Source organism: Nostoc sp. DedSLP03, from assembly GCF_034530815.1.
Lineage (GTDB): Bacteria > Cyanobacteriota > Cyanobacteriia > Cyanobacteriales > Nostocaceae > Nostoc.
In genome coordinates, this window is the sequence record NZ_JAVRCK010000042.1 from 19,490 (window position 1) to 40,040 (window position 20,551).

General features: G+C 41.0%; 18 protein-coding genes and 1 tRNA gene. 8 read left to right on the forward strand and 11 right to left on the reverse strand.

Features of this window, described 5'->3' with window-relative positions:
- Positions 1-3: 3 nt before the first annotated feature.
- The gene (locus tag RM368_RS20455; protein WP_322695724.1) at positions 4-591 is read left to right on the forward strand and encodes an SRPBCC family protein; all 588 of its coding nucleotides are present in this window, start codon (positions 4-6) and stop codon (positions 589-591) included.
- Positions 592-684: 93 nt separating this feature from the next.
- Here the strand turns inward: RM368_RS20455 and RM368_RS20460 are convergent.
- A tRNA-Glu gene (locus tag RM368_RS20460) sits at positions 685-757 on the reverse strand.
- A gap of 326 nt (positions 758-1,083) precedes the next feature.
- Between RM368_RS20460 and RM368_RS20465 the strand changes: the two genes are divergently transcribed.
- Complete coding sequence (locus tag RM368_RS20465) at positions 1,084-3,003, forward strand: cation:proton antiporter (RefSeq protein ID WP_322695725.1); 1,920 nt, start codon at positions 1,084-1,086, stop codon at positions 3,001-3,003.
- 161 nt (positions 3,004-3,164) lie between these two features.
- Here the strand turns inward: RM368_RS20465 and RM368_RS20470 are convergent, their stop codons facing one another.
- Positions 3,165-3,797: a cytochrome b N-terminal domain-containing protein gene (locus RM368_RS20470; protein ID WP_322695726.1), complete on the reverse strand. Its 633-nt coding sequence runs from the start codon at positions 3,795-3,797 to the stop codon at positions 3,165-3,167.
- A gap of 100 nt (positions 3,798-3,897) precedes the next feature.
- Positions 3,898-4,593, reverse strand: coding sequence for a triacylglycerol lipase (locus tag RM368_RS20475; RefSeq protein ID WP_322695727.1), 696 nt, complete (start codon positions 4,591-4,593; stop codon positions 3,898-3,900).
- 614 nt (positions 4,594-5,207) lie between these two features.
- Between RM368_RS20475 and RM368_RS20480 the strand changes: the two genes are divergently transcribed.
- On the forward strand, positions 5,208-6,713 hold the full coding sequence (locus RM368_RS20480) for a hypothetical protein (RefSeq protein ID WP_322695728.1): 1,506 nt from the start codon (positions 5,208-5,210) through the stop codon (positions 6,711-6,713).
- A 445-nt stretch (positions 6,714-7,158) separates the two neighbouring features.
- On the opposite strand, the gene petJ is transcribed toward RM368_RS20480, so the two are convergent.
- The 6 genes from petJ to RM368_RS20510 form a co-directional block, all read right to left on the reverse strand.
- Positions 7,159-7,506, reverse strand: a complete 348-nt coding sequence (gene petJ / locus RM368_RS20485) for a cytochrome c6 PetJ (protein WP_322695729.1) — start codon at positions 7,504-7,506, stop codon at positions 7,159-7,161.
- A 245-nt stretch (positions 7,507-7,751) separates the two neighbouring features.
- Positions 7,752-8,171, reverse strand: a complete 420-nt coding sequence (gene petE, locus RM368_RS20490; RefSeq protein WP_322695730.1) for a plastocyanin — start codon at positions 8,169-8,171, stop codon at positions 7,752-7,754.
- A gap of 242 nt (positions 8,172-8,413) precedes the next feature.
- Entirely contained in the window at positions 8,414-8,905 is a 492-nt protein-coding gene (gene psbV / locus RM368_RS20495; RefSeq protein ID WP_322695731.1) for a photosystem II cytochrome c-550, read from the reverse strand.
- A 134-nt stretch (positions 8,906-9,039) separates the two neighbouring features.
- Positions 9,040-9,255, reverse strand: a complete 216-nt coding sequence (locus RM368_RS20500) for a hypothetical protein (RefSeq protein WP_322695732.1) — start codon at positions 9,253-9,255, stop codon at positions 9,040-9,042.
- 216 nt (positions 9,256-9,471) lie between these two features.
- A complete protein-coding gene (locus tag RM368_RS20505) occupies positions 9,472-10,308 on the reverse strand; it encodes a carbohydrate ABC transporter permease (protein ID WP_322695733.1) in 837 nt (278 codons plus the stop codon).
- On the reverse strand, positions 10,305-11,213 hold the full coding sequence (locus RM368_RS20510) for a sugar ABC transporter permease (protein ID WP_322695734.1): 909 nt from the start codon (positions 11,211-11,213) through the stop codon (positions 10,305-10,307). The genes RM368_RS20505 and RM368_RS20510 overlap by 4 nt, the downstream gene beginning before the upstream one ends.
- 250 nt (positions 11,214-11,463) lie before the next feature.
- On the opposite strand from RM368_RS20510, the gene RM368_RS20515 reads away from it, so the two are divergent.
- Positions 11,464-13,914: an ATP-binding protein gene (locus tag RM368_RS20515; protein ID WP_322695735.1), complete on the forward strand. Its 2,451-nt coding sequence runs from the start codon at positions 11,464-11,466 to the stop codon at positions 13,912-13,914.
- 372 nt (positions 13,915-14,286) lie between these two features.
- Here the strand turns inward: RM368_RS20515 and RM368_RS20520 are convergent, their stop codons facing one another.
- Positions 14,287-15,198, reverse strand: a complete 912-nt coding sequence (locus tag RM368_RS20520) for a proline iminopeptidase-family hydrolase (RefSeq protein ID WP_322695736.1) — start codon at positions 15,196-15,198, stop codon at positions 14,287-14,289.
- A gap of 35 nt (positions 15,199-15,233) precedes the next feature.
- Here RM368_RS20520 and RM368_RS20525 point away from each other — a divergent pair, with 35 nt between their 5' ends.
- From RM368_RS20525 to RM368_RS20535, 3 genes are read left to right on the forward strand one after another with little or no spacing between them, the layout of a single operon-like run.
- Positions 15,234-16,610 carry a hypothetical protein gene (locus tag RM368_RS20525; protein ID WP_322695737.1) on the forward strand — a complete coding sequence of 459 codons (1,377 nt, stop codon included), beginning with the start codon at positions 15,234-15,236 and terminating at the stop codon, positions 16,608-16,610.
- Positions 16,611-16,622: 12 nt separating this feature from the next.
- Entirely contained in the window at positions 16,623-17,030 is a 408-nt protein-coding gene (locus tag RM368_RS20530) for a hypothetical protein (protein ID WP_322695738.1), read from the forward strand.
- Between the two features lie 9 nt (positions 17,031-17,039).
- Positions 17,040-17,387 carry a hypothetical protein gene (locus RM368_RS20535; RefSeq protein ID WP_322695739.1) on the forward strand — a complete coding sequence of 116 codons (348 nt, stop codon included), beginning with the start codon at positions 17,040-17,042 and terminating at the stop codon, positions 17,385-17,387.
- Positions 17,388-17,539: 152 nt separating this feature from the next.
- On the opposite strand, the gene RM368_RS20540 is transcribed toward RM368_RS20535, so the two are convergent.
- Positions 17,540-18,760, reverse strand: coding sequence for an ABC transporter substrate-binding protein (locus RM368_RS20540; protein WP_322695766.1), 1,221 nt, complete (start codon positions 18,758-18,760; stop codon positions 17,540-17,542).
- Positions 18,761-18,987: 227 nt separating this feature from the next.
- Between RM368_RS20540 and RM368_RS20545 the strand changes: the two genes are divergently transcribed.
- Complete coding sequence (locus tag RM368_RS20545) at positions 18,988-20,421, forward strand: MFS transporter (RefSeq protein WP_322695740.1); 1,434 nt, start codon at positions 18,988-18,990, stop codon at positions 20,419-20,421.
- Positions 20,422-20,551 lie beyond the last annotated feature (130 nt).

The following is a 20,551-nucleotide window of genomic DNA, read 5'->3' on the forward strand; positions in this document are numbered from 1 at the left end:
AAAGTGACTAAAAAACAGAACACAACAGAGAACCCTGATTTGCAATCTTCCACTGATGACACCAACCTAGAAGAGGATTTGCTTGCTCAGGTAGAAGTTCAAATTGAGAAAATAGCAGAGCGACAGCGGCAAATCAGCGCTAAAGTCAAAATTCCCCATCCAGTCGAGCAAATCTGGAAGGTTTTGACAAATTATGAAGCCTTACCAGACTTCCTCCCCAACCTCGCTAAGAGTTGTCTAATCGAGCATCCCGATGGTGGAATTCGACTGGAGCAAGTAGGCTCCCAACGGCTACTAAATTTCAACTTTTGTGCGCGGGTAGTTCTAGATTTGGAAGAATGCTTCCCTAAAGCAATTAATTTCCGTATGGTAGAGGGAGATTTTAAAGGCTTTTCTGGTAGCTGGTGCTTAGAACCTTATTCTTTCGGTGAGTATGTAGGAACAAATCTGTCCTACACGATTCAAGTTTGGCCTAAACTCACTATGCCAGTGGGAATTATTGAAAATCGTCTGAGCAAAGATTTGCGGTTAAATCTTCTGGCTATTCACCAACGTGTAGAAGAACTAGCCAGCAAAGAACCGTATGCATAACAACAATAAACCATCATTCAGATGCATTTCTGAATGATGGTTTTTATTGCTAAATTTCAAATAAAAAAGCTTTTGCTTTTTATTCTTTTTAAGTACCCCCAGGGGAATTCGAATCCCCGTTACCTCCGTGAAAGGGAGGTGTCCTAGGCCTCTAGACGATGGGGGCATCGGACTCAGACCTTTTATAAGTTAACCAATTTCCTTGCCGTTGTCAACAGGTTTTGCCAAAAAAAGTTTGTGGCAGCTAAACTGGGTGGAAGCAAAAGCTTGAAGAAGATACAAAGATATGGAGACAGATAAAAAAGTTCGTAGATGCTTCTGCAATCAGCCGCAGGGTGCGTCAGCCTTGATCGCTGGGAATTTCGGAGTATATACATATCTAAAAAACGCTGAAGACAGCAAGGAACAAAGGGTATGATGTTGTACCCTGTAGAGTTGATATCTACGGTTTTTTACAAGAGATTTTGAAATAAATCGCTCAAAATCTACAATATGGAAGCATCTTTTGAAATCACCATACAGATGGCGATCGCTGTCTTTGCAGGCATTAGCGCCCAAGTGCTGGCTGCATACCTTCGTGTACCCAGCATCGTCTTGTTATTGCTGTTGGGCATTTTATTTGGCTCCGATGGCATAGGGCTATTGCATCCCCATTCGCTAGGCACTGGACTGGAAGTTATAGTCGCCCTGGCAACGGCAATTATTTTGTTTGAAGGCGGACTTAACTTGGATCTGCGTGAGTTAGGTAGAGTTTCAGTCAGCTTACAATTGCTCGTCACTCAAGGAACGCTAATTACCCTGCTTGGCGGGAGTATGGCTGCTCACTGGCTGGGTGAATTTCCCTGGAACATAGCCTTTCTCTATGCTTCCATAGTCGTGGTGACAGGTCCAACCGTCGTTGGTCCATTGCTCAAACAAATCAATGTAGATCGACAAGTGGCAACACTTTTGGAAGGAGAAGGGGTTTTAATTGACCCTGTAGGGGCTATCCTCGCCTTCGTTGTCCTCGATACGATTTTGAACGGCGATGCTGACCCGCTCAATGCGATCGTCGGTTTACTTATACGTCTGGGTGTGGGAGCAGCAATTGGTGGTGCTGGCGGTTATCTGATGAGTTTGATTTTTAAACGCGCCACCTTTCTGTCATTTGAGCTAAAAAACTTAGTGGTGTTGGCGATACTTTGGAGCTTGTTTACCTTATCGCAGATGATCCGCAGTGAATCAGGAGTCATGACAACAGTAGTTGCAGGGGCAGTCTTTGCTAACTCCTCAGTCCCGGAAGAACGTCTGTTACGCAGCTTTAAAGGTCAGCTAACAATTCTCAGCGTTTCGGTACTATTTATCTTATTAGCTGCTGACCTATCCATTGCCAGTGTGTTTGCTTTGGGTTGGGGTAGTTTATTCACCGTTTTGGTACTAATGTTTGTCGTTCGCCCGATTAATATCTTGTTGTGTACCTGGAACAGTGACCTCAACTGGCGACAGAAACTGTTTTTAAGTTGGGTTGCTCCGAGAGGAATTGTTGCTGCCTCTGTAGCTTCTTTTTTTGCGATTTCGTTGACACAGCGAGGCATTAACGGCGGTGATTCCATCAAAGCTTTAGTTTTCCTCACAATTATTATGACTGTTGTCTGCCAAGGGCTAACAGCTGGCTGGGTTGCCAAATGGCTGCAAATCACTTCTAAAGACGTAACTGGGGCAGTAATTGTGGGTTGTAATCCCTTGAGTCTTGTGATTGCTCGTTTCTTTCAAGAACGGGGAGAAAACGTGGTGATGATTGATACTGACCCCGAATGTCTTGTGCAAGCCGAGGCGCAAAATCTCCGGGTGATTGCCAGCAGTGCGCTAGATGCTGCGGTTTTAGAAGAGGCAGGACTTGCCTCTATAGGTACTTTTTTGGCGATGACAAGTAATGGCGAGGTGAATTTTGTTTTGGCTCAAAGAGCAGCTGAAGAGTTTAAACCTCCGCGCGTCTTAGCTGTTTTTCCCCGCGATCCGCAAGCGAGTACCTCGACTAGTAATAAAGTTAATCAAGCTTTTATTCCAGACTTAGCAATTAAAACTTGGAATGAATATTTGAATGATGGGCGAGTGAAGTTAGGGACAACTACGCTAGATGAGTTGGAATTTTCGACTCAATGCGATCGCATCCAAGAAAAGATTCGGACTGGGGTATTGATACCGCTATTGGTAGAACGAGCAGAACGCTTACAGGTAATGCCAGCGAACCAAGATTGGGAAATTGGCGATCGCATTATTTATCTGTTACATGACCCCAGACCTAGCCTTTTAAAACGCTTATCTGGTGCCACCCAATCCACTCCCCTCTCTTTAGAAAAGTTACCAGAGGTTGAAGACCTATCCCTGGCTCAATTATCTCAACTATCTACTAGTGAGGCTTCTGGGGGATGAGGGGATTGGGGAAGAGGGGCAGGGGAGGGGAGCGGGGGAGCAGAGGAGCAGGGGAAGTAAGGGGACAAGGGAGACAAGGGGAAATTATTGAACAAGTCTCCCCCATTTACCTTATCTCTTCCTTATACCCACTGCCCCTTTTACTCTTCTTTGACTCTTTATTACCCTTGCGAAGGCATAAATTCGCTTTCTGGTTTTGGCGCTTCTTGATACATTTGCCGTTCTTGCCAGAGTAAAGCAGACAAATGTACTATGGCAAGAATTAGCGTCGCTACCGAAATCAGATAACTGTGGATTGTGTAAAGGTGTTCGACGGTAATTGTGTTAATGGCTCCACCACCAGTCAGGATTTCGCGCAGTTGTCCACCAATCAAAGGAATGGCTTCGATGGTTCCTAGCTCAATGCTAAAACGCCAGTACCCTTCCTGAGTCCAATCTAAAATCATCGCTGTCCAATCCAGACCGATCGCACTTAGGGTTAACAAAATCACACTAATCCAAGCAGCCAGCCAACTCTTACGAAATTGCCGACCTAAAAACATCACCACAATTTGAATTAAGGCGATCGCAATTACCGCGTTACCAGCAATATCATGCGCTCTCCAAAACAACCAGCCGTATGGCAGTTGTGTATTAATCATCTTTAATGAGTTATAAGCTCCGCCTGCTGTCGGTTCATAGTAAAAAGAAAGCATTATTCCAGTAGAGATATAAATTAAACACAGAGTCAAAATCACGACTGATAATATCGTCGCTATTCGTCGCAAAATCCGATCGAACTGGGTGCTTTGCATGACCCACCCCTCCTGTTCTTAACTAAGTATTTATTCTTATTACGATTTTAGCTAAGAAATTTTAAGAAATTTTACTTTTCTTATATAAAAAGAAAGTTTTTTAAATCAAATACTGTACCCAAGCTTTTAAGGGTTCTGGTGAGCCATACCAAATTCCAGGACTTCTGGGAGAATGCCTCACACCTGCGATCGTTAGATTTTCCGCTCCCTGCAAATGAGCAGCTTCAATGGGCGTAATGCCATCTCCCCAAGTGTTACCCTTACCACAGGTTAATTGGTAACTACTGTAAGCTAACCAACTACCAGGCCGCCTTTTTCCAAAGATAGTTTTGCCAGCCACACAAACGTAACGAACGTTTTTGTAAAAAGCTCCTGGGTAGTTATTGTTGACAAAATCTAGATTGGAACGTGTCCAGCGTTCTTGGCTAATATGGGGTGTACCCAAGGTGATGAGATTAGCAACCAAGGGATGCGCTTGCCAGAGAAATGGTTTGACATCACCACGTGCCAAATAGGGCTTTTCTCCCATGTAAATGCGGGATATCCAACCTCCGGCTGAGTGACCAATTAAGTTAATTTGAGTAGCATTATGTTGACGTAATATATGCTTAATCGTGTAATCGAGTTGTTGCAAAATCGAGATTACGGGTCTTACTCCCAGAGTGGGGAGCCAGTCACGCCGCCGCAGTGGCACTGTAACTGTGGGAAAATCTAAGTTTTGTAGGGATTGTTCTAGTTGGCGATAAGCGGTCGCACTTTCTAGATATCCAGGCAAAATAACTGTCGGTAACGGCATTAGAAATTTTAGATGCAATGATTGGGGGTTTGAGCTTTTTTGACGAAGAAGTAGTCATATTCAAGAGCTATAATTGCGATCGCCTGACTCACTCCTTGGAGAAAAAAACCATAGCCTTAGTGAGATTCCAGGCTAAAATGTCAATAAAATTGTACAATTTACAACAGTTTGAGGGGCTGCCGATGTGGTAGTATTTTCAAATAAGGCCCAGTCTCAGACAAACACATGTGTCATCTGTTACAGAAGTGTAGTTGACTGAAAAACAGTTGAAAAAACAAGGCAACTTCGGCAGATGTTTTGATGTATTCAAACTTGTGCGTTTACTTAAACTTTATAAAACTCCCAGATATTAATTTTAATTGTGTGCGTCATAACAATAAAAAATCAAAAGTAGTAATTGTTCAAATATCTCTTTAGCAAGCTCGAATTTTGAAAATATGATACAGCGTCATTGATTAATTAAAAACTTGAATAAATGGCAATTTTGGCGTTTTGATTGCCAACTGAGGAAGTTATTATTTTCTTATGAAGAACACATCTCTTGCAAGATATTGCAATGCCGGAAAGAGAAAATCGCTAGTCAACTGCAACTGAGTGAGTGAACGATAACAGCCATGTCTTACGTCTCCCTGCTGAAAAATATACCAGACATCTTAAGCCAGCCAATTGGGATAGCAGCTATAGCCTCCCTTGGTCTCCACGGTGCGATCGCCATGATCGTACCATTGATGCCAATGGAGTCTAACAAGCCCAAAGAAACAGCATCATCCAAAACAGTTGGACTTTTGGAATTGAGCCAAGCCGACCAAAACCGTCTGCCGCAAAGCACGCCCCAAATTGGTTTACAACAATTACCTCCAGTCGCCCCACTTGCTGCTGCTCCAAACTTTAGCCTCCAACCGGGATTAACCCCATTAGCGCCATCACCATCCAGTCAGGCGGTATTACCTCCGCTACCGGCATCATCGAATAACTATCGAGTCTCCTCTTTGCCTACAAGGCAGTCTTTGCGGATGATTCCGAGTGATAATTTGCGGTTTGACGCGTCTAAATTTGATAGTTCTAAATTTAATACCAGCGCTAGATTCTCTCGACCAGTTCCTCGTGTGAATGTGAGTGAGAACGTCGCCAAATACGAGCCACCTAAGCCGCTAGCTGTAAGTAGGTTGCCAGAATTGCAGTCACAGCAAATACCTGCCGATCTTCTGCGGAATCCCCAGCCTCCAATCTTATCTGACAGTACACCCGTTGCAACGGCACAGGTAAATACAGCTTCACAGCCAATGACGCAACCAATTCTGAATGCGTCGTCTACAATTCCTCAAAATCCGCTGATAAATTCTCTAAAACAAGCTCCAACGAATGGGGGTACTTTAATTGGAACTAGGGGAAGCACGGTACAAACAGCGGATTTATCAACGAAGGGAACTCAACAGGCAATTGCACAGCTAGACTCCTACGCCAACCTGAGAAAGGAAGTCCAGCGACAATACCCCAACGCTGAACAAAAACCAGTCATCCGTCAAACATTATCCACGAATAAGTCAAATCTTGAAGGTGCTGTTTTGGGTGTATTGGTAGTAGATCCTGATGGTAAAGTCTTAGATATCAAATTTCAAGACAAGTTAATTTCCCCGGAATTGCAATTAAAAGCAAGACAATACTTTAACAAGCAATCCCCCAAGGGTGATAAACAGATTAGTTCCTATCCATTCAACCTACGTTTCCAAAACAGTACGAGTAATCTTACTGAGGCTACTCAAGAGCAAAAGCCCTCGTTATTATCTGCACCGGGGAGCAATAACAATCAGCTTACCCCTTCACCAGCAGCTACTTTTAAACCATTACCTAATTTACAAATCAGAAATAACCCGCCTACGTCCTCTCCAACAGGTACTCTCAAACCATTAATTACACCAGCTACTCCCAAACCATTATCTGAACTGCAAATTCAAAATAACCAGCCTACGCCTTCATCGGCAGCTACTACTTCTGAACCTTTATTGTTGCCGAAAATCAATCAGGGTCAGTCTACATCTGCTCCTGAATTGGATAAAAAATTAGTAGAACGGTTGCGCGAAGTCAAGGAAAACAGACAAAAGTCTAATCCAGAAAAATAATTGCCCGTTGATAATTTCGGATTCAGATAGGGGTAATTTATCTAGACGCATTTGCAGCGTCTGATAAAGAAGTGTCTACTCTACGAGTTCTCAATTGGAGTAACCGCAGGGTATTATCCCTATCTGAAAAAGTTTTTGCATAAGTCCTGTTTAAAATACAATACGTTTGGGTTAAGAGTTATTGGTGTAGTTTAAAGACAGGATAAATCGCGTTTTGACATCAGGGTTTTGGGTTTAAAATATTGTTTTTCGTAGTTGACAAATTAGCGAAGTTCGTCCTACATAACACTTAACTTATAAGTTCGTTAAAAGGTTCCAAGAAGGAAATACACAGAGGGATTTCCAACAAATAAATTCTCCAATGTTTTGGGGGTGAGCGTCTAGCTAGCTATTAACTAGAGACAAGCAAACGCTCACCCTACAAAAACTATACAGTATAGCTACTTTACCAACCTTGCTCTGCATTTTGAAAAACGTAAGCAGCTACCTCCAAAATCTCTTCAGAACTTAACTTGTCTTTAAAAGCAGGCATAGCATTTTTACCATTTTGCACTTGGTGGATAATCGCCTGGGTTGAGTCTTGATTGTAATTTTCTAGGTACTTTGACAATGCTTCCTTTTTCAAGGTTTTCTGGCTGATAAGGATGTTACCGCCACCTATATGGCAAGAAGCGCAGTTAGCCTCGAAAATTTTAGCACCGTTGTTGGATGTTTCGGCAGCTAGTGCTGGACTCATGAATGTGAATTTGAATAGGGCGATCGCCGACAGTAGAATTAATAAAAGTATTCTCAACAGTATTTCCTCGCAACAAGCCTCCAGCAAGAGTATAAACGCGATTAATCCCTGATTAAGTCAAATTTGATCAAAATTGGCGGTAACAAGTTCACTCCTCGATACGCTACAGATTGTTTAGCGTCTTAGGGAATGATAGAACTCGTTACCGCCATTTCTGCATTTTATGCGTCACTCTAGCAGTGTAGCGTGTGGCGATGAGCTAATTTCATTGAGTAATCATCTCGTGTCAAACGCTGGTGTTTCTAGCCTTGGACAGTAATTGTACCAACCATGCCAGCACCACGATGAGGTTCACAGTAGAAGGTGTAGTCACCAGCAGGAGCGTCTGCTGCAAAGGTGGTTGTTTCCTTTTGACCAGGACTCATGAGCAACTTCTTATGAGACAGAGATTTGGCTAAATCGGCACTCTTAGCGGGGTTTTTGGCAGCATCAAACACAACATTATGAGGAGGAACTTTATTGTTCACCCATTCAATAGTGTCACCTGGTTTGATGGTCAACTTTTTCGGTTCAAATGCTAGCAGTCCTTTATCGCTACCCAATTTCACCTTGTAGGTTTCAGCCGAAGCACTGGGAGTAAAAACAGCAAAGCTGCTAACAACTAAAAGTATTGTCAACACAGCTAAACTGAGGCGTCGCCAGCTTGCCGAAATTAATTTCATAGCTCTCTCCTAACAATCAATTTTTTTCCCTTTCTCATTTTAAATAAAATCAACACCAAAGTATGACAATCTGTCATAGATCAATTTTTTTTTAATAATGGAGAGCAATTTCTTGCAAAAAGCTGTCCAATAAGCAGTAAATGGGGAATGGGGAACAGGGAATTAAGAGTAGGGACTGAATTCTTTCCAATGCCCTATTCCCAATGCCCAATACCCTATTCCCAATGACTCAACTCCGGGATTTAGTAATAGATTTTTCCGCCTCCCCACTTAGTACCAACGATTTTGGGTTGTAAGAGAATATGACCGGCGATCGCTTCCAAGTCATCATCTGTCAGATTTCGCACTGCTGTGAAAATATCTGCGCTTTTGATACTGGGGTGTATTTCGGAAATCTCTTCTTCACCGTCGTAAGTAGTGGGATTTTTTAGGTAATCTACTAAACCTTCAATGTTGTTCCGGTTAGGTGTTGCCAGTGCTAAGTCCTCTGGAGTGAGTCCCACGTTTTGGTTTGTCTTGGTAACTCCACCAGCATGACATTGGGCGCAAGCGTAATTAAATAAGCGTTTGCCTTCTTTGACTTGTTTAAGGCTGAGTACAACGGTATCACCTTGAGCATTTAATGGCACTGTTCGGGTAGCTTTGTCTAGTTCCACTGCTGTCGCGCTACCGACAATCAACTGAAACGAGAGTAAAACAGTAGCCATAACAACGCCAATTAGTCTTATAAACATGTTTCCCCTTAAAGATTTTGACGCTCAACACAGCTAAGAACGCGATTCTCAATCTCCAAGCTGCTAATTGCTAATGACTCATTAGTTTTTTATCATTAGCTATCAGTTATTAGCGAAAGTTCTGAGATAACCCTTCAGGGGACTTCGCGATCGCCCACCAAGTCGTTAGTACCTTTGGGGCGTATTTCAGAGGATATTTGGGAAATAATTGCCCTTGCATCTTCTAACGCCAAACGGGTCTTTTGGTGTTTGTAGGCGATTCCCAGTTGGTTGCACAGAGAAAACACTTGTTCTACAGGAATGCTGTAGTCGGCTGCTATCTCTGCGATCGATAGGTCTGCAAAACCCATAATGCTTGTTTACTGATAGATAGAGATTGAGTCGCTGTAATACCAATATCACGTTAGGAGTGCAATTTGTTGCCCAAAATACTGTTTGGGGAATGGGAGGAGGCAGGGGGCAGGGGGCAGGGGAAGCAGGGGAAGCAGGGGGCAGGGGGCAGGGGAAGCAGGGGAAGCAGGGGAAGAATTTTTAACTTTTGACTAATGACTAATGACTAATGTCTATTAACCTTTTCCCCCGGTAAAGGTGACGCTTTGAATAAAGTAACGATTAAAAAAAGCATAAATGCCTAAAGCTGGCAGGGTAAAGACCATAGAAGCCGCCATAATGTAGTTCCAATAGCTGATGTATTGACCTTTGAAGGTGTTTAGCCCCAAAGGAAGGGTAAACATTTCTGGATCAAAAAGGATAACTATAGGCAGTAAAAAATTATTCCAACTCCCCATGAACACAAAAACCGCCTGCGCTGCTAGTGCTGGTTTTGCCAAAGGTAAGACAATGTGTCGAAAAATTCCAAAGGTATTTAAGCCATCGAGTTGAGCTGCTTCTTCTAGTTCTTTAGGAAAATTAATGAAAAACTGTCGCATCATGAAGATAAAAGTGGCATTAACCATGCTAGGAACAATCATGCCTTGATAAGAATTCAGCCAGCCGATCGCTTTTAAAATCAAAAATGTCGGAATTAGAGTGATTTGCGTTGGTACTGCTAGTACTGCCAAAATTAGGAAGAACCAAAAGCGCTTCCCCACAAAGCGCAGTCTTGCCAAGGCATAACCAGCCATTGAATTTAACAACAAGTTTAAAAGCGTCACGCTGAGTGCGATCGCTACACTGTTGAACAACCAGCGCCAAAATAGCGGTTCTTGGAGAAAGATTTGCCTGTAGTTGTCAAGAGTAAAATTCTTGGGGAGAAAGTTGGGTTTACCACTGACAATCTCTGTTAGCGGCTTAAATGATGCTGAAAGTGCCCAGAGAAAGGGAATTAGAGTAATGATGGCATAAAGTGTCAGCAAGACGTACAACAGGGCTTTGAGCCAGGATAAGCCAGAGGTGTTAGTCAAATCCGTTCGCCTCCAAAAAGTCGTCGCTGAATCAAAGTGATGGCAATGATGACTGCTGCTAACAGAAATGCGATCGCAGCTGCATATCCCATTTGTAAATTCCGAAATACAGCTTGATAAATCAGCAGCACCAAAGTTAAGGTAGCGTTGTTTGGGCCGCCAGTACCGCCAGAAAAGATGTAAGACTGGTCAAAAAGTTGAAAAGTCCCAATCACCCCCATTGTTACCACAAAGAAGGTTACAGGCTTAAGCAAGGGAAGAATAATGTGGATAAATTGCTGCCATCCATTTGCGCCATCAAGTTCTGCGGCCTCGTAAAGTGTTTGGGGTATATCTTGCAACGCCGCCAGATAAATCACCATGAAAAACGGTGCAGTTGACCAAATGTTCATCATCATAATGCCTTTGAGCGCAACTGCTGGATCGCCCAACCAGTTATAAGTAGGTAGCCCCACAAAAGCGAGAAAATCGTTTAGTAGCCCATCAGTGTTATAAATCCACATAAATATGAGTGTCAGCACTGCTGAAGAAGTAACTGTCGGCAAAAAATAGAGGATACGCCACCATTTTTTACCGCGAATCCCAGAATTCAGAGTTACTGCCAAAATTAAAGCCAGGATAGTTTGAGTTGGCACAACAATGGCTACATATTCGGCTGTGTTTCTCAAAGCAATCCAAACTCTTTCATCTTCAGCTAATCGCGTGAAGTTCCGAAAACCAATGAATTCGTACTCAATACCGCCAAGAAGTTGGACTTTTTGCAAGGAAAGAAAAACGGCGTAGAGAATAGGTAAGACTACAAAAGTTCCCAAAACTAGAATGGTGGGCATCATGAACATATACCCAGCCAAGTCTTCAGTGATGTTCCATCTGGGGTTACTCCGCCGTCGGTTAATTTCAAACACTACTAAACCTCCGCTTAATCCCGCCGCACTAACCCGACTGTAGCGAGAGGTTGTGCATGATTATTTATCGTACTTCTGTACAAAAATATTTAACCTCATCAAATGAGCCTCTATCTTTAGAAAGCGTAGACGTAAAATAACGAGTCAAGAGACATCGGTTGTGTAAGTTAGTTCTATATGTAACTTAGGGAACTATATATTTAGTTTTCTTAGGAATGCTAATTAACAAACTTAAGCAATAGGACAAAAAATGTCATATACAGCCTACTTACGTTCGATTAAAAGTAAACTCCAAAGAACTGGTAAAACTCAAAAAAGCCTACGGGTCAAAACTATCATAGAACAGTTTGGCTACCAGCGTAGAAGTCAATCATTCATAGATGATTTTAATAATGCTCTTGATGAGTTGGAACTTTGTGCAAATCCTCGGTTGGATTTGCATATTCCGTTAGATACAAAAATAGCTATTACTCTTAAAGGTGTAGAACCAACAAATGAGGTTGCTGAATCTGAATCAATTTCAGACAAATTAAAAGAGGCAATTTCAGTCAAGCATGATTTTTTCTACTACTTGTTTGATTTTGGCTCTGAACAAGAATATGAGCGATTCCAAGCGTGTTTAGATTCTCACCAGCCAGTAGGTATTTTTTTGATACCGCAAGTAGAAGATTTCTTCTGTGATATTGTTCTCAAAATCTTTAATTATGAATTAATTAGAAAATCTCAGTATGGCGGTTACAATAGTATCCCCAAAGCTGCTAATAGGAAAATCCCTACAAGTATTGTCTCAGAAGATAAAGATTGTGAAGATGAACAAGAAAATCCTATTTCTGAGGCTAGTATTTTTCAATTTTATCGCTCAACTATGACCAGCATTATACTTGGCAACACTGGTTTGGAATTGCTTGATTCTGAAAAATTCGATCGGCAGTTTGAACAGATATCCTTATATGCCAATAAATATAATTCTGAACAATTTTTTATCTTATTTCATTGTCCATCGGCATTAGAAATCCAAGCTCATCAACAAGAAGATGCTTTAGGATACTTGGTAGATAAAGTTGCTAGTAAAATTCCTTTTACTTTTACTCTCAGGTGTAAATATCCGAATGAAACTTCGATTAAATACAAAGAGGAAGTGTATGCCCATTTCCGTCTACTATTGGAACTTCCATATTATGAAATAGAGGAAGACGATGCATCTTTGCAAGATTACTTTGTCGAATTGCAAAAGGCTCAAATCCAAGCTGAGTCTCAGTTATTGCTGAAAATGAAAGCTGAACATTTTTACACTCTGAAGTGGCAGCAGGAAAGTAAAGAATATATCTACCTTAAGTATTTTGCTATTAAAACGTTGGAAAGTCTAGGATATGGATTGTCTAATATCGGCTGTGAATTTGAATTGACTTCTAGGGATGAAGAAACAATCGATGAAGATACATCAGAGGATGATGAAGAGTACCAAAGTGAAATTATAGAAGTCTATGTAAAAAATCAGGTAGTGGTTGAGATAGAAACTCTCAAATACCAAGAATTTCAGGATAACAATCTCTTTTTAGATTCAATTAAAAGAGTCTTGAGGAAATCCAAAGTATGGCCAAATCAGCTAGAAAGCCTGTGGTTGGTAATTCCCGGTTTTGAGATAGCACGCAACTATTACCAACTGAAAAAAATGAAGGAAGTATTAGAATATAAGTTTTCTGGATATTATGGCGATCGCTTCCAAGTTGTAATCATGGCTCCTGATTATGAAAAACACCAATTAGTCCCAGTATCATTTGATTCTATTGACTATCCATCTTTTAATTATGGAGCTAAAAAACCTAGTTTAGTACAAGCATATCCAATTACTAATCGCGTCAAAGAATTTAAACTTGACTTTAGCCAAGTACAAGGTCTGAATGAAGAAAAAGAGAAACTAACTAGACTCCTGAAGCTGCAATCTAAAGGATATAAGAGTTCAATTGGTGGAATTCTTTTCTATGGCTTACCGGGATGTGGTAAAACTCTACTAGCAAATGCCTTTGCTAATGAGTCTGGAAGATATTTCTTTAAGTTCTCTCCTGCCGATATTGTCAGTGTTTGGATAGGGCAAAGTCAAAAGAATATTCGAGATATCTTTGCTCAAGCTAAGAAAAAAGCTCCTTCACTTTTATTCATTGATGAGTTAGACAGTATTGGATTTAATCGTAATGAAGACAACGCACACACAGACCAAAAGGCAACTATCAACCAATTACTCATAGAACTAAATAATCTGCAAAATAGTGATGTAATTGTCATCGCTGCTACTAATTATTTGAGTGGTATTGATAGTGCTTTGAAGCGTTCTGGTAGATTGGATTGGAAGATTCCTGTTTTTCCGCCCGATCGAGTAGAAAGAATAGATTTGTTCAAACACTACCTATCAAAAATTGATATGAGTCAGTTAGTCAACTTTGAAATTCTGGCAGATAAAAGTGGGAGATTTACTTCATCAGATATTGAGTTGGTTTGCCGGGAAGTCAGAAATGCTATTCTTCTAGAAGAAATAAGTTCGGCTTTAACAACTTCAGATGTAATTACTTACATTAATAATCTACAAGATGGTGGCTTAAGTCTTAACGAAGGACAAGTCAAAGATTTTTTGGAAGAGTGTAGGAGAATGAGTGTAAAAAATCCTAAGTTAGAAACTCTGAAATTAGAATGGGGATTGTATTAGCAATAGGCTAATAAAAATGGCGATCGCCATTCTCGCAGTGTTGGAAAATAACTTTAGGAATATGCAATATTTTCATCCTCGAAAAATCCTGCTAAGAAGTATAGGAGTGGTAGCAATCGCCTATATTTTAACTAGTACTAACACAAAAGTTTGATTATATTTATAAAGTTCCTTCTCTACATCTTCCTGTTTTGTTTTTCATGGAACTGCTGACAGCGTTGTTCCATCCCACATGAGTCAGCAGTTATATGATACTGCCCCTGAACCCAAACAACTTTTATTAATTCCAAAAGCAGAACATTTCCGAATTTATCAGCCTGGAAACAGCTCTTATTTACAAGCAATTGAGAAGTTTATCGAAAAGGTTGAATCTCAAGAATAAGAAATAGATTGATCGACATGACCTTCGACACGATTTAAAAATTCGTCCAAGACTTCCAAAAATTTTTCTGTCTCTTCCAGATGAGGCATGTGTGAACTGTTTTCAAACAGTACCCACTCAGAGCCGAAAATACCCTGGTGAACTGTTTCAACACAAGTAGGCGTAACCTCATCATAACGACCTGATAGCAGCAGTGTAGGCACGATAATTTCACCGAGGCGGTCTTCAATATTCCAGTCGATGATTTTGCCTGCACCCCGAAACTCTGTACCAACTTTGCTGTAGGCTCTAGTTAAGCTGCTGGGCCAAGGATCTAGTCGGCAAAGAAAAGAATGATTGAATACTTCCATTGCCTGTTTGTATTCGGAGTCTTGAGTAGTACCATCGGCTTCGTGTTTACGAATGACCTCTTGTACTTCGATTGGTAGCTCATTCATCAGGCTATAGGCTTCACTAACAAATTGTCGAATACTAGAAGGCGTGTTAGCTAGAACGAGACTCAGTAACCCAGTAGGTTGAGAAAGAGCATGTTCCAGTGCTAAACAACCGCCCCATGATTGCCCAAAAAGATGAATTTGGTCTAAATTTAAGGCACTGCGGATGGCGAAGAGTTCTTCTTTGAACAAATCTATGGAATATAAGTTAGGGTCTGTGGGGCGATCGCTATTTCCACACCCTAATTGATCGTAAAAAATCACCCTGCGTCCGGTTGTGGCGATCGCTTCTAATGGTTCTAAGTAGTCGTGGGGTACTCCTGGGCCTCCGTGAAGACACAGCAGAGGGAGTTTGCCAGAATCTTCTTGGTCTGGTTTAACGATGCGATACCATACCTGATGACCACGGAATGAAATAAAGTCTTCGAGGGCAGAAGTATTAGACATGGCACAAAAATTATTTGACATTATAATAGTCGACTATACGTAGACAAAAATAGCAAATGGCGATCGTCCGCCCAAGAATAATTGATTACCACGGCATTTCAGCAACCCAAGCACAGCTAGATTTTGCCATAGCATTTGTAGATGAAGATATTCCCCTTTACGTTGACCCTTTTCTTTTATGGAAGTCTCCCTCACAACAAGACCAATCACTTCATACCTCCATAATTAATTCCTTTAATAACCTAAACTTTCTTGTTCAGAAAGGCAAAATAGATCAGGCTCGTGACAACCTCATTCTTGCATCTGAATGCCAAGAGATTGGACTGGGATTGTCAAAAAAACGAAAAGGTATAAAAATTAGCCGTAATAAAGCAGATGAAATTCTTTCTTTATTTCAGAAAATTCCTGAGTATGGAAAATACGGATTTGTTCATTTTGAAGAAATCCAGTTTTATGTAGATGGAATTGCGAAAGATCGGATCAGTGATATTTGTTGTAACTTTATTAAATCATTTTTAATAGACTTTACAATACAACAATGCGAACAACTAGGGATACCAATTGATAAAGCTGTTGTTTCTGGACTTTATGACTATCGTAAAAACTCATTTATCTTAAATGAGGAAATTACATTGCCTGTGAATCCTGAAACCAAAGAGCCTTTAATTTTTGTTCCTAAGAGATGGCTAAAATTTTCTCCGTGGATCAACTTTGAAGACTACTTTAAGGATTACTGTCCTCGTGATGAAATTTTTAATCCTGGTGAGCCAGAAGAACGTGTTAAGGTTCTAAACTTCAATAGAGAGAACTATGGCATTGTTCAGGAATATATCAAGGTAAAAGAGCGAACTCAGGACGACTGTAAAAACGATCCGCTCTTTAAACAGATTCCTGTCTTGTCCGCTAAACGGAAATTAGGTGAAATACAAAAGCTACCAACAGGAAAAACGGATGAAGCAGACATTAAATACGAAAATTACATCTGTCAACTTCTTGCCTCGCTTTTCTATCCTGACCTTGACTTTGCAGCAGAGCAGAGTCGTACAGAATCTGGAAGACTGATTCGAGACCTCATTTTTTACAACAATAGATCAATTGATTTTCTTCAAGAAATTCATCAAGATTATGCCAATAGACAGCTTGTTTTTGAGTTAAAGAACGTCAAGACAATCGAGCGTGAACACATTAGCCAACTTAATAGATATCTTGATTCTGGTCTGGGTAAGTTTGGTGTTATCGTGACCAGAAACCCTCTCTCAAAAGCAATGTTCGGCAATACTATTGATTTATGGTCTGGACAAAGACGATGTATCATTACGCTTACAGATGAGGATATCTCGTTAATGGTTAATATTTTTGAGAGTAAGCAACGCTCACCAATTGATGTTCTCAAAAAGAAGTATGTGGAGTTTCGTCGAGCTTGTCCCTCGTGAAAGGTGAAATAGATGAAGCGTAAAGATGTTGATTGGTTTGAAAAACTATCGGGACAACTTCAAGGTATTTACGAAGAGATTTCTGTTTTGTCTAAGAAATCTCCCAATGATGCAATCAATAAGTTTAAGCTCAATTTTATCAACCAATTGTTGAATAGCTCGAATGGTTTCCTTGAAGAGAAATATCGGCCTTTTAAAGAATTTTCAGAGTTTGATACAGATGATGTTCCCCAAAATAGTGATGTAGTGTTCATTCTGTCACAGTATCTACAATGCTTTGAAAAAATGCGTGCAGATAATGTAAAGGAGCGATATCCTCTCAATTGGTATTGGGTAGTAGATGCTGAAGGGAATGAAACTGGAGATGAATCAGGCAAAATTTATATTAAAACAACTCGTCCAAAGCGCTTAAGAGAGTAAATTATTTTTATGAAAATAGATCAAAAACAGACAAGCTTAGTGAAAGCTGAACTGCATGAAATTACAATGCCTCTAATAGATGCCATGCATATAGAATTTAAAGAACTGAGCAAGAAGAAGCCAGAGGCTGTGTTGAGCAAGAATAAGGTAAAAATTGTCAACAGACTACTAGAAAGCTGTCGTAAAGTATTAGATTCTGAAACATCGCTTGACTATCTTGATCTCATTGATGAGGATGATATCCCTCAAAATAGTGATGTAGTACTGATGTTATCTCAGTACGTAGCCGCTATGAAACAGTTCAAATCCACTTATTATGGCTTGGATGGTGCTGTGCGTCGCTGGTTTACTGAATAAATACAGCGTTTTTAACTAATTGAATTATACTACTGACTTCTAAAAAGTAGAGATTTTCCCACTTTCTGCCCTAACAATAGTCCATTTACCTGTAAATTGTGCCCTCATACTTGATCTTAGGAGTTAAGTATTATGCAGTAGATACTCTTAAGTTAGTCCATCGTCTTAATCTGCTGATTTGCTTCATTTTCTGCCTTCAGCATCGCTTGTTTTAATGGTTGTTGTCCCAACAAAGCGCTGACAAACTGGTTATCAAAATTATTGACGATCGCACTTGGATATTGACCCACCTGCCACGGTGTAGCATAATTCACACCCGCGACTAATGGCGATCGCAACGCATCTTGGTCATAACCTAAATTCTTTGCCACTGATTTACGTGTTGGCAAAGCAAATCCTGTTCCTGTCCACTTTTGCATTCCTTCTTTACCTGTGAGATAAGAAATTAACTCCCAAGCTTCGGCTTTGTGTTGTGCTTGCTTATTCATCACGTAGGCAACTGTAAACACCATCGTGCCTTTTTTATCATTAATCGTAGGCACTGGTGCGGTAGCAAACTTTACTTGAGGAAAGGTTTCAGTTAGATAAGGAATTGCCCAGTTACCCTCAATCACCATTGCTACTTTACTCTGACCAAACATTTCACTACCTGAGTTTGTCCCTACATCAGATTTTTGGGCAGAGGAACGATCTTTTTGATATTGGTTTACCACCAACTCTAAACCCTGTAAACCTGACTCACTGGCAAAAGTAGCATAACCATTTTGATCGACAAGTTGTCCACCAAAAGCTTTGATTTTATAAGCCTGACGCGCTAATTCTGGAATTTCCCCAAAGCCATATTTGTTAAGTTTGCCTGTCAATTGTTTCGAGTAGTTACGTAATTCATCCCAAGTTGCTGGCGGAGTACTCAAGCCGACGGCGGCGAAAGCTTTTTTGTTATAAAACAGAGCCAAGGTTGAATAGTCTTTGGGAAGACCGTAAATCTGATTTTGGTATTTAAAACTGTCGAGTAGGGTATCCTCAAAATCTGCGAGGTCAAATTCGGGGGTGATGTAACTTTCTAACGGTTCTAGGACATTCTGACTCATTAAGAAAGGAGCTTCCAGCGCATCCAGATAAAAAACATCGGGCGCAGCTTCCCCAACTAAACGAGTTTTGATTACATCCATGTATTGGTCGGAAATTACCTCATATTTGACCTTAATCGTTGGATGTTGTGCTTCAAAGTCTTGCAGTACTTGTCTCAATAGTTTTTGCTCAATGGGAGAGCCTCCCCAACCACTAAGTTTGATGGTGACTGCGGTAGATGCTAACGGTTTGCTTGGCAATTGTAGGCTTTGACAAGCAATAATACCGATCGCGATCGCCATCATCAATGCCAAAAAATTAAATAATCCTTTAGTGTTCACAAACAAATAATATTCTCTTTCCCCGCTTATACCTTGTGTTATTAAGGAATGATATTTTACTTATTTGAAATTTTGGCTGAAAATTGCAAGCTAAAATAACGAAAAATTATCAGCAATGCTAATTAAAGCATACTGAGTCCCTTTACAACCTGATTTGTCCGAGGATACTTCACCCATAATTTATGTTGATGGATTCTGTTCAGATTGAAACAACTGCACCACTAACTCTAGAATTTACCCAAATTGCCTCACCACCAACAGCAATTTCTTCAAACTCTCGAATTTCCAAGGATACTATTCGCACTAGTTTAAAAGCTTCCACTGCGGATTCTGTCTTAGCATCGGTTTACTCTCTTGGAACTGGCGGGATTTTACTCAGCAATTTATTGGTGGAGTTGGGTGCTAGTCCAGTGGTATTTGGGATGCTGTCTTCTATCCCCATGTTGGTCAATCTCATTCAGCCGTTGGGTGCTTACTTGTCGGAACGCAGCACCAGCCGCTTTCAATATTCGCTTCGCACACACGGAATTAGTCGGCTGCTATGGCTGATTTTAGTAATTGGTATTGCCAGCGCTAGTTGGGGAGTGTTTGATACTCACCAGTTAGTCATATTGACACTCTTGATTGTTCTATTCAGCAATCTTTTGGGAGGACTAGGAACTGCATCATGGCTAAGTTGGGTAGCAATGATAGTTCCCCGGCAATTACGAGGCAGGTTTTTTGGGACACGCAATAGTGCTGCTAACCTTAGCACTTTAGTTTGCGTACCAATTGCCGGTCTAGTTGTATCACATTGGTATGGGGGATCTCTACAAGGCTATGGGATAGTTCTACTGGTAAGCGTTGTGTTTGGGATTATAGGATTAGGATGCCAGTATTTCCAGGTGGATATGAATCCGCGATACCTACAGCTGCAAGCTACGCAAAACACTTATTATGGCAACTTAACCCCAAGTGAGATTCAATCAGAGGTTGCAAAAGATGAATCTTCTAAAGTCCTTCAATCAATTCATCCACCACAAGACCAGTCAATTAATAGCATCTGGAAAAACTCTAACTTTTTGATTTTTCTGCTGTATTTCAGCTTTTGGACGCTTGCTGTTAACCTCAGCAGTCCTTTTTTTAACCTTTATATGCTCGACACGCTGGATTTGAATGTGAGCTACGTGACTATCTACAACAGCTTTCAGGCGGCGGCGACTTTGCTGATGTTTATCCTGTGGGGAAAATTAGCAGACAAGATAGGTAATCGTCCCATCCTCATCTCTATTGGGATTTTGGTTGCAGCTACACCATTTCTGTGGCTGGGGATTAGTGTGAATCGCCTTGACATCTGGCTGTGGTTGCCACTGTTACACATCTTGATTGGAGGGACTTGGGCGGCAATTGACTTGTGCAACAACAATATACAATTGGCGATCGCACCAACAAAAAATCAGTCTATCTATTTTGCGATCGCAGCTGCCGTTGCTGGAGTAAGTGGCGCTTTGGGCACAACTATAGGCAGTTTCATCGTCCAATTTTCCCAGTCTGGAGGTTTACTAAGCTTGTTTGCCCTTTCTGGTCTATTCCGACTAGTAGCTCTTGTTCCGCTCATGTTTCTCCAAGAGCAAAGAGGTTAAGGAGTGAGGGAGCAGGGGAGCAGGGAAGCGGGGGAGCAGGGGGAGCAGGGGACAAGGGAGACAAGGAGGAATTATTGAACCAGTCTCTCCCAAGTCTCCCCCCTCTACCTTGTCTACCTTGTCTCTTCTC

Coding starts and splice junctions, on each gene's coding strand:
- RM368_RS20465 (WP_322695725.1), top strand. CDS start 1,084: ATGGAAGCATCTTTTGAAATCACCATACAGATGGCGATCGCTGTCTTT.
- RM368_RS20470 (WP_322695726.1), bottom strand. CDS start 3,797: ATGCAAAGCACCCAGTTCGATCGGATTTTGCGACGAATAGCGACGATA.
- RM368_RS20475 (WP_322695727.1), bottom strand. CDS start 4,593: ATGCCGTTACCGACAGTTATTTTGCCTGGATATCTAGAAAGTGCGACC.
- RM368_RS20480 (WP_322695728.1), top strand. CDS start 5,208: ATGTCTTACGTCTCCCTGCTGAAAAATATACCAGACATCTTAAGCCAG.
- petE (WP_322695730.1), bottom strand. CDS start 8,171: ATGAAATTAATTTCGGCAAGCTGGCGACGCCTCAGTTTAGCTGTGTTG.
- psbV (WP_322695731.1), bottom strand. CDS start 8,905: ATGTTTATAAGACTAATTGGCGTTGTTATGGCTACTGTTTTACTCTCG.
- RM368_RS20500 (WP_322695732.1), bottom strand. CDS start 9,255: ATGGGTTTTGCAGACCTATCGATCGCAGAGATAGCAGCCGACTACAGC.
- RM368_RS20515 (WP_322695735.1), top strand. CDS start 11,464: ATGTCATATACAGCCTACTTACGTTCGATTAAAAGTAAACTCCAAAGA.
- RM368_RS20520 (WP_322695736.1), bottom strand. CDS start 15,198: ATGTCAAATAATTTTTGTGCCATGTCTAATACTTCTGCCCTCGAAGAC.
- RM368_RS20525 (WP_322695737.1), top strand. CDS start 15,234: ATGGCGATCGTCCGCCCAAGAATAATTGATTACCACGGCATTTCAGCA.
- RM368_RS20530 (WP_322695738.1), top strand. CDS start 16,623: ATGAAGCGTAAAGATGTTGATTGGTTTGAAAAACTATCGGGACAACTT.
- RM368_RS20535 (WP_322695739.1), top strand. CDS start 17,040: ATGAAAATAGATCAAAAACAGACAAGCTTAGTGAAAGCTGAACTGCAT.
- RM368_RS20540 (WP_322695766.1), bottom strand. CDS start 18,760: ATGGCGATCGCGATCGGTATTATTGCTTGTCAAAGCCTACAATTGCCA.
- RM368_RS20545 (WP_322695740.1), top strand. CDS start 18,988: ATGGATTCTGTTCAGATTGAAACAACTGCACCACTAACTCTAGAATTT.